Raw genomic sequence first — 13,937 nt, 5'->3', positions numbered from 1 at the left:
GTTTACATTGTATAAAATGTTAATTTACGTACATATTATTATATATTTTTACTAACAATTCTTTTACCCTTTATTCAAGGGCAGTTCAGAGTTTCTTTTTATTTATTCCCTATAATGGACTCATAGCTTCAGACAATAAATTTTAAGGAGGATTAATAAATGGCTAAGAAACAAACAGATACTTTTATAAAGGAAATGAATTCTCTAGTAGCAAATCTAAATGTATTGTATGCTAAGGTGCACAATTATCACTGGTACATTAAAGGACCTGGTTTCTTTTCACTTCATGGAAAATATGAGGAGTTCTACAATGCAATAGCTCTTGATTTAGATGCAGTAGCTGAGAGAGTGCTTATATTGGGCGAACAGCCTATAGCTAGCCTTAAGGAATACTTGGATATGGCAACTATAAAGGAAAGAAAGAGCGAACCTATTGATACTCTAGAATCAGTAGCTTCTATAAAGGAAGACTTCCTTATAGTATCAGATCAGATACAGAATCTTATAGAATTAACTGAAGAGCTAGAAGATGATGTTACTAACGATATGATGGTTGCATTAAAAACTAAATACGATAAGTACATCTGGATGCTTGATTCCTATCAAAAATAATAAATTTTAAGGACGTCCTGTCAGCTATTTCTCTGCTGGCAGGACGTCCTTTAATTTAGTTTACTTATTTTATTTTGAGGTATTAAATATGGACTTTAATATGCCATAACCCTCTTCCTCAAGCTTATCTACTGGAATAAATCTTAAGGAGGCACTGTTTATACAGTACCTGAGTCCCCCCTTATCTATGGGACCATCAGTAAATACATGGCCTAAGTGAGAATCTCCTTCCTTGCTTCTAACCTCAATTCTGTGCATATTATAGCTGAAGTCAGCCTTTTCCTTAATACTCTTTCTATCTAAAGGCTGAGTAAAGGAAGGCCATCCACAGGAAGAATCAAACTTATCCTTAGAAGAAAATAGAGGCTCTCCCGTTACCACATCAACATATATCCCATCTCCAAAAAAGTCCCAATACTCATTTTGAAAGGGTGGTTCTGTAGCATTTTCTTGAGTTACCTTGTATTCCATTGGTGTCAGCTTCTTCTTCAATTCTTCCTTCGAAGGCTTATTATCATTCATAAAATTCCCTCCTTACTATATTTAGCCTAATGAGACAGTATATCCTCAAGGATTCACTTTACTTTTGATTCTTAATTAAATAATAAAGGGTCCTAACGGAATTTCCAGTACCACCTTTTGTTATATAGCCTTTATCACTATTAGCCCAAGCAGTACCAGCTATATCTAAATGAAGCCATGGGGTGTCCTTTACAAATTCTCCTACAAATAAGCCTGCAGTAATAGTACCTGCAAATCTTCCTCCAGTATTCTTAAGATCTGCAATAGAGGATTTAATCTGCTCCTTATATTCTGGGAAAGCAGGCAGCTGCCATACCTTTTCTCCTGCAAGCTCTGAAGCAGCCTTCAGCTCCTGATAGAAGCTATCATCATTACCTATTACAGCGGTGGTTACATCCCCAAGGGCAACTAAAGCTGCTCCTGTAAGAGTTGCTAAGTCCACAATCCTGTTAACTCCTTCTTTTTCCACTGCATAATAAACAGCATCAGCTAAAGTTAATCTTCCTTCTGCATCAGTGTTTAATACCTCTATGGTTTTTCCTGCCATACTTCCTATGATATCTCCTGGCTTATAGGAGTTTCCAGCTATGACATTTTCACAGGCAGCTACTACAGCTACTACATTTGCCTTTAGCTCATTCTTTGCTATGGCGTGCATTGCACCTATAACCGCTGCTGCTCCTCCCATATCACACTTCATGGTTACCATTCCATCATTAGGCTTTAAGGAATAGCCACCGGTATCAAAGGTAAGCCCTTTACCCACAAGACCAGTAATATTTGATTTATTCTCTTCATCACCAAAGTATCTCATAATAATGAGCTTTGGTTCATTTACTGAACCCTTTGCTACTTCTAAAAATGCCTTCATCCCTAAGGCTTCGATTTCATTTTTATCCTTTATTTCTACCTGGAAGCCAGCTTCTTCTCCCATTTTTTTAGCTTTTTCAGCTAAAAGTGCTGGGACCATTACATTTGCTGGCTCATTAACCAAATCTCTAGCAGCAATAGTTCCCTCTAATAGAGCTATAACCTCTTCCTTAGCCTTCTCAGCATCAGCTACCTTCTCTTCTGCTACGGAAGCTATTCTTATCTCATTTATGGACTTATGATCCTCTGATACCTTTTTATATGAATTAAATTCATAGCAGGCTAGAACTGCACCCTCAAAGATAGCTTTAGTAACTTCTTCAGTGCTTATAGTATCAATATCTATAAATCTAACGGTTGTCTTTTCCTTGTGAAGCTTCACAACTTCTTTAACAGCCTTAGCTACAGCAAATCTAATTTTTTCTGGTGTAAGCTCTTCTTTTTTGCCGAGACCTACATACACCTCTTCCTTAATTAATCCTAAATCCTTTTCCTTAGTAAATTTGTAGGTAGTCCCAAGCTTACCGCTAAAGGTCCCAAACTTTACAAATCTTTGAACCCTTGCAGCACAGCTATTACATACATGCTGTACTTCTCCACCTTCAAAAACTGGGATTACTTCCATTAATATCTCAGAATGTCTCTCCGTTTGAATAGCTAGTTTCATTAATATCACCTCATCAAAATCTTTATATCTAATTATATAATAATAATTATCAATTGCAACATTTTTCCTATCTCACAAGGATAAATACATCCTACATTAATAATTATTCCTCATTTTTCCCTGTGTAATCTAACCAATTTCTAGGAATACTAAGGTATGTTAAATAGAGAGTAAAGGTGATGCTATGAAAGCTTTTAAAATAATTATATTAACTTCCATAATATTTCTATCCTGCTCTATAAAGGCTTTTTCCCTAGAGGACAGTGAAATAGAACAAGTAAAAAATGCCTTAGAACTAATTTATATGGAGAGGAATAACATGTTTATTCAGGGTAATATCACTGACCTCCCACAGTTTTTCAACTCACAAACACGCTATGGAGGTTGGGCTCTAGACCACGAGGTTAGAAGGATAAAGTACCTGCGAAAATGGGCCGATGAAAGGGGCATAGAGTTTAAGGATATCTCCTCAGAGCTTCATTTTAGAAAAGTAACGGGCAGCGGTGATAAGGCAAAGGTTCTAGCCAATGAATACTATAAATTTACTTATGTATATAAGGAAAATAGAGAAATAGAGAATGTTTTTGGTGTAGGTCTTATACATAATGTTGATTTAATAAAACGAGACTATCAATGGATAATAAATTGGGATTGGTACACAGACTGCTTTGAGGATGCCCTAAAGAGTATTTCTGCAGAAATAAAAAATATAGATTCTCCAATAGATAGGATTTATACTCTTCCCTTAGAAAGCAGAGTAAGTATAGATGAACTGGGAGACAACGAAGCAGAGCTTCGTAGAAAAAAAGCCGTTTCCTACGCAAATAAATATTGCGGCATTCCCTGGGCTAGTAGCTTTGAGGATAGATACAATAAAAAGTATAAAAATTATACAGGAGCCGGAGGAAACTGCACTAACTATGTTTCTCAGTGTCTTGGAGATAAGGAGGAAGGAGCAGGTCTCCCGCACTGGGGAGGCTGGAGCAGCACAAGGACTAAATATGGCCAATCAGAAGGAAGCCCAGCCTGGGTCAATGCCGATGCCTTCAAAAATTATCTACTCTATTCTGGTAAAGGCAGCTTAATAAAAAAAGGTGAATATAAGGATTTACTCTCAATTGACTCCAGTGGAAACAGTATTTTTTCGAAGCTTAATTATGGAGATGTAATATGCTATTCAAAGGGTGGCGATATAGATCACTTTGCCATAGTAACAGGCTTTGACAGCCAGGGGTATCCTCTTATAAATTCTCACACCACCGATAGATTCAAGGTTCCCTTTGACCTTGGCTGGGGTAATAAAAATATCGGTTTTTACTTTATAAAAATAAATTATTAGAGGTGGATATTAATCATCCACCTCTTCATAATCTACATCTATTACTTTTTTTGAAGGCTCTTCTCTATTCTCCGTATTACTTCTATGTGTGTTATTTCTCTGAAAAGGCTCATTATTTCTATTATTCTTTCCACTTCCTCTGCCACTAAAGAGTCTTTTATATAACCAAAAAACAGCAAAAGCAATCAGTGCATAGGGCAGAAGCCAGAAGGCAAAATTAATCAATGCCACTATAATTAAAACAGCAATTATTGTGTAAATAATATTATTAAAATACATTTTCTAACCTCATTTCATTAGTTGCTTTAGAGTCATTATAACATATATTCTATATGGATTAAATTAGCTACTAGCCTCAACAATTTATCTTATAGCTATTATTTCTCAATATTTACAATTTATTTATAGAGTATTAACGGTTTATTTGTTAATAATTATCATTATTAGTTTAATATAGTAAGTAACGGAGGAGAAATGGATGAATAGCATACTTAACCCTGACTTATATCACGGAAAAAACAAACATAATTATTTTTTTGAAGGTTGGTATTTTAAATTAACCGATACTAAAGAAGACCTCTCTATTGCTTTAATTCCTGGGATAATAAAAGGCAAGAATCAACATTCCTTTATACAATATGTTAATGGCGCAAGTAAATCCTTTAAGTACTTCACCTTCTCACATAAGGATTTCATCTCCTCTGATAAAGCCTTTAACATAAACATTGCCGGCAACTACTTTTCTTTAGAAGGAATAAAAATTAATCTTCAAGATAAAGAGCAGTCTATAGCTTTGGATCTACAGTTCAATAACATTGTGAGATGGCCCGATAGCCATATAAATCCGGGAAGTATGGGATTTTATAACTATCTTACCTTCATGGAATGCTACAGCCAGGTCTCAGCTATAGATGGATATGCTTCTGGAACTATACTAATCAATGAAAAGGAATATAAGCTTACTAATTCAAAGATATACATTGAAAAAAATTGGGGCAAAAAGTTCCCTTATTCCTGGTTCTGGTTTCAATGTAATACCTTCTCACAGAAAGACCTGGCATTAACCTGCTCCATAGCTCACATCCCCTTCCCTATATATAGCTTTAGAGGCTTCCTAGCCGCTTTTCGCTATAAAGATGAAGTAATCACCTTCACCACCATGAAAAGAAGTAAGCTGACCATTACTAAAGGAGAAGATAGCTTATCCTTTAGATTAACTAACAGGAATTATGAGCTGATTATTGAGCCTAATTCTAAAGATGAGGATTTTCTCCTGCTTCACAGCCCAGACGGAGAGGCTATGAAGCCTGATGTTTTAGAAAGTATAGTGTCAGAAATAAGGGTCACCTTAAAGGAAAAGAGTACCGGAAAAATTTTAGCTGAAGACACGGGCATGAAAGCCGGAATAGAATACGGCGGAAATTATAAAGAATTATTTGACTAGATTTACTTTTTATTAATTACTAATTGATAATTATTATTGACTAATGTTTATTATCAATATATAATTTTATTGGTGCTAACAGAATGAATATCTGAATAGAGGTGTATTAGATGAAATACAATTTATTAATAGGTGGTGCAGCAGGCCAAGGTATGGACACTATTGCTACCACATTAGAAAAAATATTAAACAGAAGTGGTTTTTATGTTCATTCCACTAGAGACGTCATGTCCAGAGTAAGAGGCGGACACAGCTTTATTCAAATCAGATTTGGCGATGAGCCTATATACAGCCACACTGAAGAGCTGGATTTAATTGTTGCCCTTAATCAGGACACCGTAAACTTCCACCTACCAAGATTAAAGGAAGATGGAGTAATAATTGCAGATGAATCTTTAAATAGTGATGATAAAAGATTTAAGAGCCTTGGACTTATTAAAATTGCCAGAGAGCTTAAGATGCCTATCGTTGTAGGTGTTGTTGCTGCTGGTGCCGTTGTGAAGTACTTCGGTATTCATTATGATGAACAATTCTCCTTTATAAGCCCTAAGTTCAAGGAAGAAGTAAAGGAAGCTAATAAAAAGGCCTTTTTAGCTGGTTATGACCTTGTTGAAACAAAGCATAACGTAGGAAAAGGTGTTAATAAGGATTATATATTAATCAATGGTAATAATGCCATAGCCTTAGGTGCTCTTGCTGGTGGTGTATCCTACTATTCAGCATACCCTATGACTCCTGCTACCTCAATCATGACCTACCTGTCTAAGAATCAGGTAAAGGCTGGTATCGTAGTAGAGCAGGCTGAAGATGAAATAGCTGCTATCAATATGGCCCTTGGTGCTTCCTATGCTGGTGCAAGAGCCATGACAGGTAGCTCCGGTGGTGGTTTCTCCTTAATGGTTGAAGCCTTAGGAATGGGCGGAATAGCTGAGCTTCCATTAGTTGTTGCCGATTCCCAGAGACCAGGACCAGCTACAGGACTTCCTACAAGAACAGAGCAGAGTGATTTAAGCTTTATGCTCACTGCTTCTCACGGTGAATTCCCACGTATGGTAATGAGCGTTAGAAATGCAGAGGATGCTTTCTATCAAAGCTTTAGAGCTCTTAATTTAGCTGAAAAATATCAAACAGTGGTACTTCTTCTTACTGATCAATATTTAGCAGATAGTAATGTTACTATTCCTAAGTACAACCTTGATAACCTTGAGATTGTTGATGATGCTATAAGAGAAGTTCCAGAAGGTGAAGTGTATAAGAGATTTAAGATAACAGAGAATGGTATCTCTCCAAGATTGATTCCTGGTAAAGCGGCTGGACAGGTTGTAGTTGTTGATAGTGACGAGCATAATGAAGAAGGTCACATCATCGAATCCGCTGAAGAAAGAAATGCCATGATGGAAAAGAGAATGAGAAAAGCAATCCTTATGAAGGAAGCCATGGAAGAACCTGAATACATGGGAGCAGAAACTCCTGAGATTCTTCTAGTAGGCTGGGGTTCAACCTACGGTCCTATGAAAGAAGCTGTTGAGGAATTAAATAAGGAAGGCCATAAGGTTGGAGCTTTAAGCTTTGGAGATCTTTATCCTCTCCCAGAAAAGAACCTTAGAAAATACAAGGATCTAGCTAAAAAGATAGTTAATGTAGAAATGAACTTTACAGGTCAGCTGGGTAAGCTAATCTCCATGGAAACAGGAATACTTATGGATCACAGCATTCTTAAGTATGATGGAAGACAGATTAGTGGAAATGAAATCATCAGCAGAGTAAGAAACGAGGTGTTATAAGATGTTAGATCTTAAATTATATCATTCCAACGATGAAAACCAATGGTGCCCAGGCTGTGGTAACTTTGGTATATTAGATGCAATAAAGGGTGCAGCAGCAGAGCTGGAAATCTTACCTGAAAATCTAGTAATGGTTTCTGGTATAGGACAGGCAGCTAAGACACCTCACTACATCAGAGCCAATGTATTTAATGGCCTTCACGGAAGATCACTTCCTCCAGCTCAGGCTATTAAGATGGTTAATAACGATCTTAAGATCATTATCACCGGTGGTGATGGAGATGGCTATGGTGAAGGTGGTAACCACTTAATCCATGCTATGAGAAGAAATGTAGATTTAGTTCAGCTTGTTCACAACAATCAGATTTATGGACTTACAAAAGGACAGGGTTCCCCAACTACAGCTAAGGGTCAAAAAACCTCTATGCAGTTTGAAGGAGTTCAGTCAGAGCCTATCCATCCATTAGCCTTAGCCATAACTGTAGGAGCTACCTTTGTTGCAAGAGGCTTCTCTGGTGATAAGGAAGGCTTAAAGGAGCTTATAAAGGCAGCGGTAAATCATAAGGGCTATGCTTTAATTGATATTATGCAGCCATGTATTTCCTTCAACAAGGTTAATACCTTTAAGTGGTATAAGGATCGCTGCTATCGTCTTGATGAATCCTATGATCCAACTAATAAGGCCGCAGCTCTTCAGAAGGCCTTTGAATTCGGAGATGAAGGTATTCCTCTAGGAATTATCTACAAGGAAGAAGGTAGACCTTCCTTCAATGAGCTTCATCCAACCCTTGCTGGCGGAAAAGTTCTTGCAGACAGAAAATGGTCTCCAAAGGATGTAGAGCCATTCATCAATCAATTCCTATAAAGATTAATAAAACTAAAGGGTAAATTCAATTGAATTTACCCTTTTATTTATAATATACAATTTAAAAATTCTTTGGTTCTTGATTCCTTTGGATTTGTAAAGATATCCTCAGGTTTCCCCTCTTCAACTATGACTCCATCAGACATAAATATCACTCTATCACCAACATCCCTAGCAAAGCCCATCTCATGGGTAACCACCACCATGGTCATTCCTCCTAAGGCAAGCTCCTTCATAACCTGAAGCACCTCGCCTACCATCTCCGGATCTAGAGCCGAAGTGGGCTCATCAAAGAGCATAATATCCGGCTGCATGGCTAGGGCTCTTGCAATGGCAACTCTCTGCTGCTGACCACCTGAAAGCTGTCTTGGATAAGCTTCTGCCTTTTCAGCTAAGCCTACCCTGGTCAATAGCTCCATAGCTTTTTCTTCAGCTTGTACTTTATTAAGCTTTTTCCTATCTATTGGTGCCAGCATAATATTCTTTTTCACTGTTAAATGAGGAAATAAATTAAACTGCTGAAACACCATTCCAATATTTTCTCTTACAGAGTTAATATTTGTTTTCCTATCTGAAATGCAGTATCCATCTACATAAATATCCCCTGAGGTTGATTCCTCCAACCGATTAAGACATCTTAAGAAAGTAGACTTACCAGAACCAGAGGGTCCTATAAGGCATACTACCTCTCCTTCTTCTACCTCCAGATCAATTCCTCTAAGTACTTCAAGCTGACCAAAGGACTTGTGAAGGTTTGTAACCTTAACTTTTTTTGCCATAATTCATTTTCCTTTCTGTCTGCTTAATTATATAAGATAATACAGTTATTATAATAAGATAAACAAAGCCTACAAGTAAATAGGTTTCAAAGCTCTTGAAGGTTCGTCCTACATAAATTTTCCCTTGATATACAAGCTCCTGCAGTCCTATAACCTGTGCAAGAGAAGAATCCTTAAGGGTTATTATAAATTGATTACCTAAGGCAGGTATGGAAATCTTAAAGGCCTGAGGTAGTATTACCTTAAGCATAGCACGACTTTTAGGAAGACCCAAGCTTCTGGCAGCTTCCATTTGGCCAGGGTCTATAGCTTGTATACCTCCGCGGAAGATTTCCGACATGTATGCCCCGGCATTCAGTGCCAGGGTGGCTACTGCTGCCTGAAATATCGTAAAGTTAAAATCCGTATAGCCCATACCCTTTATAAGCTGTGGAATACCATATTTAATTATAAAAAGCTGAACGATAAATGGTGTCCCTCTGATTATCCATATATATAGTCTAGATACCCACTGCAGTGGTTTTATTGTAGAAATACCCATTATGCAGGAAAAAAAGCCTAAGAATAATGCTATGAACAGAGAAAGAAGGGAAACTTTAAGAGTAACCGCAAGTCCTTCAAACAGCATTGGGTATATATCTGTAAAAACCTTATAAAAATTCATAGTTCATCTCCCTCACTCTATTTTTTCATAGCTTAGATAGCAATATATATGTAACAAGAATCTGCCTATTCTTCGGCAATATACTTGTTTATTATTTCATCGTAGGTGCCGTTCTTTATAATATTTTCAAGCCCAGCATTGAACATATCTATAAGCTCTCCATTCTGTCCCTTAAGAACAGCAAAGCCATAAGAAGAGCCCTTAACCATTTCTCCAATCATTTTTAGCCCGTTACCTTGTGCTATACCGTAGCCAATTACAGGGTAGTCCTCTACACAAGCAGCAGCATCACCATTTAGCACTGCCTGATACATATATGCAGAATCATCATAATAAGAAAGCTTAAGCTCATATTCCTTTTCAATTGATTCAGCGAAGGTTGCTCCTTCAGTACCATTTTTCACAGCAACAGTCTTACCTTTTAAATCCTCATAGGAGGTATAATCAGAATCAGCAGCTACTGCTACAACCACTCCACTGTCATAGTAAGCTTCAGAAAAATCATAGGTTTCTTTTCTTTTATCAGTTATACTCATACCAGCTATCATGGCATCTACTTCCCCTGCTTGGACTGCAGTAAGAGATGCATCAAAGCCTAGAGGCTGAAGCTCATACTTAAAGCCTTGATCCTCTGCTATAGCAGCAAGTATGTCCACATCTATACCAACAAATTTATTATTCTCATCGGTATATTCAAAAGGAGCAAAAGTAGTATCTGTTGCAATAACATAAGATTTATCTGCTCCACTGTCGTCACCTTTTGAGGAGCTTCCACATGCTGTAAAGATAAATGTCGCAATTGATAGCATTGTAAGAACTAAGATTTTTTGCAAGTTTCTTTTCATTTTCTTTCCTCCTATATATTAATTTTATAATTAAACTATTAAATTTTAGCATATATATTAAGAAAAATCAATATTTTTGCATAGTTTATAACATTAAAATTATTTTCTGCAATATATTGTAAGTAAAACACCATAATTACCATTTTAATCAAGTACCTTCAGCTATAAAAAAACCACCAGCGAAGGCTGATGGTTTAATTTTCTATTCTATTTCTAGCTATACTGTAAATCTCTGTACAGAGAAATTAAGTTGTTCTGCTATTTCTGCTTGATGCTGTGCTGTTAGTGACACCTGTCCTATTGCCTTAGTAGTTTCATCTATGCTGTGAAGGATGTCCTCAGAGCTAGCGCTGGTATGGCTTGTGTTTTGTGCAATTGTTTCAATAACACTGAACACCTCCTGAGCAGAGGCATATAGCTCTTCTGCCATTTCCATCATACTCTTAGCAAGGTCACTGATGTAGCCTGCATCCTTATCATAAGCATCCCCAGTATTTATTAAAAGCTCATAGTCGCCCTTTACCTGATTATCAATAAAAGCAAGAAGCTCCTGGGAATTTTTTCTTAGACCTTTAAAAGCAGAGGATACCTGACTTACTATCCCTTGTATATCCTTAGTATAGCCCATGGCAGCTTCAGAGAGCTTCTTAATCTCATCAGCAACTACTGCAAAGCCACTGCCGTGTACTCCTGCTCTTGAAGCTTCAATAGCAGCATTTAAAGCAAGAAGATTCGTCTGCTCAGCAATATCCGCAATAGATACAGCAATTTTTCCTATTTCATTTACAACCTTTCCATCGGCAATGGATTTAAGGATGCCTCTTTCCTTGTCCTCATAAAGCTTATAGGCCATGTTCTTTGAGGCTTCACCTTTTTTCTTAATCTCCTCAGCCCTTATATCTATATCCTTCGATTGATTTCTGCTGTTATGAGAGGTTTCAGTAATCTTCTCTATCTGAAAATTTACCTCCTCCATGGTAGCACGGAGCTCACCGGTTATACCGTTGATTTTCTGTACAGCAGTAACTATATTAGAGGTGTTGCCATAGATGCTTTCAAACCCTCCAGTAATTTCCTCTAAGGTTGCTGATAGCTCTTCACTGGAGGCATTCACCTCCTCCGATTGAACCATTATATTACCGATTACCTCTTTCATCTTTCCTTGAGCGTCATTGAGAGCTGAAATAAGCCTACCGAATTCATCACCACTTTTATGGCTTATAGAGTAATTCAAATTTCCTTTAGATAGAGCTAGTGCCATGTCTACTCCCTGCTTCAGTATCTTAGTTATATACCTTGTCATAAGGAAGCCCAAAGCTAATGCAATTACAAGAACAGCAATATTTATAATCCACAGAGTAATAGCTGAGTTATCTTTTATTATTTGATTGCTTTTATTCTTCTCCTCCGCTTGCTTCAGCTCTGTATTAACTAGACTTTCCAGGAAGGTTTCAATTAAGCTATGGGAAGCTTCCACCTTTCGAAAGCCCTCATTAGCCTCAGCTGTTTGCCCTTGCTTAAGGAGAACAAGAGCTTCATTAGTTAGACGCCTGTAATTCTCAAGCTCCTTTTCAAAGCCCTCCCACTGTCTTTTATTATCTTCTCTTAAATATTTTTCACGATATTCCTTAATATTTTTATTACTATATACTCTAGTGGTATTAATCCTAGCTTCTGCAAAATCAGGATCATTTTCATAGAAGCCCTGAATTAATATAGCCTTAGAGTTTATCATACCTTCCTGGACCCTATAAATGGTTTTTACGCTCTGAAGGTTAGTATTGTATAATTCTAAGCTGTTATTGGATAAATTCTCTGCTGTAATCCCGCTGACAACTGCCGCCACTGCAACAAACAAAAAAATTATCAGGTAGGATCCCATCATTTTGTATTTTATTGATATGTCTCTGAACTTCTTCATCTAGCTACCTCACTATCCCCGCCATAATATTAATACTACTATTATCGGCAACTCTAGTGGTTTTATTTATAGCTATTCTTATAAAGTTTCAGCTAATATTGCTACAGCTTCCTTAAGATAGTTTTTATCTTCTTCTGTAAATCTATCTACGGTAGTACTATCTATATCTAATACACCAATAAGCTTTCCTTCCTTAATGATTGGGAGTACTATTTCAGATCTAGAAGCTGAATCACAGGCTATGTGTCCAGGAAATTTGTCCACATCCTCTACTATTATTATTTCTCTCTTCTCTGCAGAGGTTCCGCACACACCCTTTCCTAAGCCAATCTTTGTACAAGCAGGTAGCCCTTGAAAGGGTCCTAATATAAGCTCTTTTCCCCTTAATAGATAAAAGCCACACCAGCTGATATCCTCTGATAGAGCATTTATAAGAGCTGCTGCATTACTGAGCTTAGTTATTTCTTCCTCCTCTGGCTCTAATATCCCCTTAAGCATAAGTAATAGGTTTTCATACTTCTCTTTTCTAGTCATTCCCACAAAGCTTTTCATGTCAAACATAAACATCTCTCCTTATTCATTTACACAATTAATTATTTGTCCGTTAATATAGCCCCTCAGGTTGTTAACAGCAATGTTCATAAGCCTACCCCTAGCCTCCTTAGCAGCCCAGGCTATATGAGGTGTAATAATACAGTTTTTAGCCTTTAATAGGGGATTCTCCTCAGATGGTGGCTCAGAGGATAACACATCGAGGGCAGCTCCTGCAATTTTCGATTCATTGAGAGCCTCTGCTAGAGCCTCCTCATGAATAAGCTTCCCTCTAGCGGTATTTATTATAATTGCTTCTGGCTTCATTTTATTAATGGCACTAAGATTTATCATCCCTTCTGTATCCTTTGAAAGCGGAAGGTGAAGGGTTATAAAATCAGAGCCTTTATACAAGTCCTCTAGGGGTACCCACTTAAAATCTGTAGAGTTCTTAAATATATCTTTTTTGCTTCTATTATAAGCTAGGACCTTCATATTAAAGGCTAAGGCAATCTCTGCCACTCTCTGACCAATTTGCCCGAGGCCTACTATTCCTATAGTCTTTCCACTAAGCTCCATTAAAGGCTCTAGAAAATAAGAGAAATCTCCTTTCTCCTGCCACTGACCCCGCCTTACAGAAGCATCGTGGATTCTAATTTTATTTGCAAAATCTAAAATAAATGCAAATACCTGCTGAGCTACGGCATCACTGCCATAACCAGGAACGTTAGTTACAGGAATATCCCTTTCCCTTGCATACTCTATATCTACAACATCATAACCGGTAGCTAAAGCACCTATATATTTTAACTTTGGCAGCTTCTCAACCACGGACTTATTCAAGGGTGTTTTATTTGTTATTAATATTTCAGCTTCTATGCTTCTATTAAGTATATCAGCTTCTTCAGTCTTATCATATACTGTTACTTCTCCAAGAGCTTCAAAGCCTTCCCAGGATATATCTCCTGGATTCAGGGTAGCGCCGTCTAATATAACGATTTTCATAAAACATCCTCCTCTCATAATTAGGATTATATAATAATTTTTTCCACTTATTAGATTATATCAAACTGTGGACGTATTTCTAAGATTAA

The 13,937-nt window shown here is 37.2% G+C and carries 14 protein-coding genes; 5 read left to right on the top strand and 9 right to left on the bottom strand.

Annotation, left to right across the window (positions count from 1 at the left end; genetic code table 11):
• Nucleotides 1-159 precede the first annotated feature (159 nt).
• Nucleotides 160-612, top strand: coding sequence for a Dps family protein (locus ACPWSR_RS13965; RefSeq protein WP_426348848.1), 453 nt, complete (start codon nt 160-162; stop codon nt 610-612).
• A 69-nt stretch (nt 613-681) separates the two neighbouring features.
• On the opposite strand, the gene msrB is transcribed toward ACPWSR_RS13965, so the two are convergent.
• Both msrB and ACPWSR_RS13955 read right to left on the bottom strand, forming a co-directional pair.
• Nucleotides 682-1,134 carry a peptide-methionine (R)-S-oxide reductase MsrB gene (msrB, locus tag ACPWSR_RS13960; protein WP_426348847.1) on the bottom strand — a complete coding sequence of 151 codons (453 nt, stop codon included), beginning with the start codon at nt 1,132-1,134 and terminating at the stop codon, nt 682-684.
• A 58-nt stretch (nt 1,135-1,192) separates the two neighbouring features.
• Nucleotides 1,193-2,671, bottom strand: a complete 1,479-nt coding sequence (locus tag ACPWSR_RS13955; protein WP_426348846.1) for a leucyl aminopeptidase — start codon at nt 2,669-2,671, stop codon at nt 1,193-1,195.
• A gap of 184 nt (nt 2,672-2,855) precedes the next feature.
• Here ACPWSR_RS13955 and ACPWSR_RS13950 point away from each other — a divergent pair, with 184 nt between their 5' ends.
• Nucleotides 2,856-4,010 carry an amidase domain-containing protein gene (locus ACPWSR_RS13950; protein WP_426348845.1) on the top strand — a complete coding sequence of 385 codons (1,155 nt, stop codon included), beginning with the start codon at nt 2,856-2,858 and terminating at the stop codon, nt 4,008-4,010.
• A 9-nt stretch (nt 4,011-4,019) separates the two neighbouring features.
• On the opposite strand, the gene ACPWSR_RS13945 is transcribed toward ACPWSR_RS13950, so the two are convergent.
• Nucleotides 4,020-4,289: an SND2/TMEM208 family protein gene (locus tag ACPWSR_RS13945; protein WP_426348844.1), complete on the bottom strand. Its 270-nt coding sequence runs from the start codon at nt 4,287-4,289 to the stop codon at nt 4,020-4,022.
• A gap of 199 nt (nt 4,290-4,488) precedes the next feature.
• Between ACPWSR_RS13945 and ACPWSR_RS13940 the strand changes: the two genes are divergently transcribed.
• From ACPWSR_RS13940 to ACPWSR_RS13930, 3 genes are all read left to right on the top strand, one after another.
• Entirely contained in the window at nt 4,489-5,454 is a 966-nt protein-coding gene (locus tag ACPWSR_RS13940; protein ID WP_426348843.1) for a tocopherol cyclase family protein, read from the top strand.
• Between the two features lie 110 nt (nt 5,455-5,564).
• A complete protein-coding gene (locus ACPWSR_RS13935; protein ID WP_426348842.1) occupies nt 5,565-7,238 on the top strand; it encodes a 2-oxoacid:acceptor oxidoreductase subunit alpha in 1,674 nt (557 codons plus the stop codon).
• 1 nt (nt 7,239) lies between these two features.
• Nucleotides 7,240-8,103, top strand: coding sequence for a thiamine pyrophosphate-dependent enzyme (locus tag ACPWSR_RS13930; protein WP_426348841.1), 864 nt, complete (start codon nt 7,240-7,242; stop codon nt 8,101-8,103).
• Between the two features lie 47 nt (nt 8,104-8,150).
• On the opposite strand, the gene ACPWSR_RS13925 is transcribed toward ACPWSR_RS13930, so the two are convergent.
• From ACPWSR_RS13925 to ACPWSR_RS13900, 6 genes are all read right to left on the bottom strand, one after another.
• Nucleotides 8,151-8,882, bottom strand: coding sequence for an amino acid ABC transporter ATP-binding protein (locus tag ACPWSR_RS13925; RefSeq protein WP_426348840.1), 732 nt, complete (start codon nt 8,880-8,882; stop codon nt 8,151-8,153).
• Nucleotides 8,866-9,546, bottom strand: coding sequence for an amino acid ABC transporter permease (locus ACPWSR_RS13920; protein WP_426348839.1), 681 nt, complete (start codon nt 9,544-9,546; stop codon nt 8,866-8,868). The genes ACPWSR_RS13925 and ACPWSR_RS13920 overlap by 17 nt, the downstream gene beginning before the upstream one ends.
• Before the next feature lie 65 nt (nt 9,547-9,611).
• The gene (locus ACPWSR_RS13915) at nt 9,612-10,391 is read right to left on the bottom strand and encodes a transporter substrate-binding domain-containing protein (protein ID WP_426348838.1); all 780 of its coding nucleotides are present in this window, start codon (nt 10,389-10,391) and stop codon (nt 9,612-9,614) included.
• A gap of 217 nt (nt 10,392-10,608) precedes the next feature.
• Nucleotides 10,609-12,312 carry a methyl-accepting chemotaxis protein gene (locus ACPWSR_RS13910; protein ID WP_426348837.1) on the bottom strand — a complete coding sequence of 568 codons (1,704 nt, stop codon included), beginning with the start codon at nt 12,310-12,312 and terminating at the stop codon, nt 10,609-10,611.
• A 78-nt stretch (nt 12,313-12,390) separates the two neighbouring features.
• Nucleotides 12,391-12,873: a GAF domain-containing protein gene (locus ACPWSR_RS13905; RefSeq protein WP_426348836.1), complete on the bottom strand. Its 483-nt coding sequence runs from the start codon at nt 12,871-12,873 to the stop codon at nt 12,391-12,393.
• A 12-nt stretch (nt 12,874-12,885) separates the two neighbouring features.
• Nucleotides 12,886-13,848 (bottom strand): D-2-hydroxyacid dehydrogenase, encoded by a 963-nt coding sequence (locus ACPWSR_RS13900; RefSeq protein WP_426348835.1) that lies wholly within the window; start codon nt 13,846-13,848, stop codon nt 12,886-12,888.
• Between the last annotated feature and the right edge of the window lie 89 nt (nt 13,849-13,937).

It is taken from the genome of Alloiococcus sp. CFN-8 (genome assembly GCF_049943125.1).
Taxonomy (GTDB): domain Bacteria; phylum Bacillota; class Clostridia; order Clostridiales; family Clostridiaceae; genus JAEXZL01.
The sequence above is the reverse complement of the archived record's forward strand: the minus strand, read 5'-3'. Positions and strand labels throughout refer to the sequence as shown.

Excerpts from the sequence above, each read along its gene's own strand:
- ACPWSR_RS13965 (WP_426348848.1), top strand. The coding sequence starts at position 160 with ATGGCTAAGAAACAAACAGATACTTTTATAAAGGAAATGAATTCTCTA.
- msrB (WP_426348847.1), bottom strand. The coding sequence starts at position 1,134 with ATGAATGATAATAAGCCTTCGAAGGAAGAATTGAAGAAGAAGCTGACA.
- ACPWSR_RS13955 (WP_426348846.1), bottom strand. The coding sequence starts at position 2,671 with ATGAAACTAGCTATTCAAACGGAGAGACATTCTGAGATATTAATGGAA.
- ACPWSR_RS13950 (WP_426348845.1), top strand. The coding sequence starts at position 2,856 with ATGAAAGCTTTTAAAATAATTATATTAACTTCCATAATATTTCTATCC.
- ACPWSR_RS13945 (WP_426348844.1), bottom strand. The coding sequence starts at position 4,289 with ATGTATTTTAATAATATTATTTACACAATAATTGCTGTTTTAATTATA.
- ACPWSR_RS13940 (WP_426348843.1), top strand. The coding sequence starts at position 4,489 with ATGAATAGCATACTTAACCCTGACTTATATCACGGAAAAAACAAACAT.
- ACPWSR_RS13935 (WP_426348842.1), top strand. The coding sequence starts at position 5,565 with ATGAAATACAATTTATTAATAGGTGGTGCAGCAGGCCAAGGTATGGAC.
- ACPWSR_RS13930 (WP_426348841.1), top strand. The coding sequence starts at position 7,240 with ATGTTAGATCTTAAATTATATCATTCCAACGATGAAAACCAATGGTGC.
- ACPWSR_RS13925 (WP_426348840.1), bottom strand. The coding sequence starts at position 8,882 with ATGGCAAAAAAAGTTAAGGTTACAAACCTTCACAAGTCCTTTGGTCAG.
- ACPWSR_RS13920 (WP_426348839.1), bottom strand. The coding sequence starts at position 9,546 with ATGAATTTTTATAAGGTTTTTACAGATATATACCCAATGCTGTTTGAA.
- ACPWSR_RS13915 (WP_426348838.1), bottom strand. The coding sequence starts at position 10,391 with ATGAAAAGAAACTTGCAAAAAATCTTAGTTCTTACAATGCTATCAATT.
- ACPWSR_RS13910 (WP_426348837.1), bottom strand. The coding sequence starts at position 12,312 with ATGAAGAAGTTCAGAGACATATCAATAAAATACAAAATGATGGGATCC.
- ACPWSR_RS13905 (WP_426348836.1), bottom strand. The coding sequence starts at position 12,873 with ATGTTTGACATGAAAAGCTTTGTGGGAATGACTAGAAAAGAGAAGTAT.
- ACPWSR_RS13900 (WP_426348835.1), bottom strand. The coding sequence starts at position 13,848 with ATGAAAATCGTTATATTAGACGGCGCTACCCTGAATCCAGGAGATATA.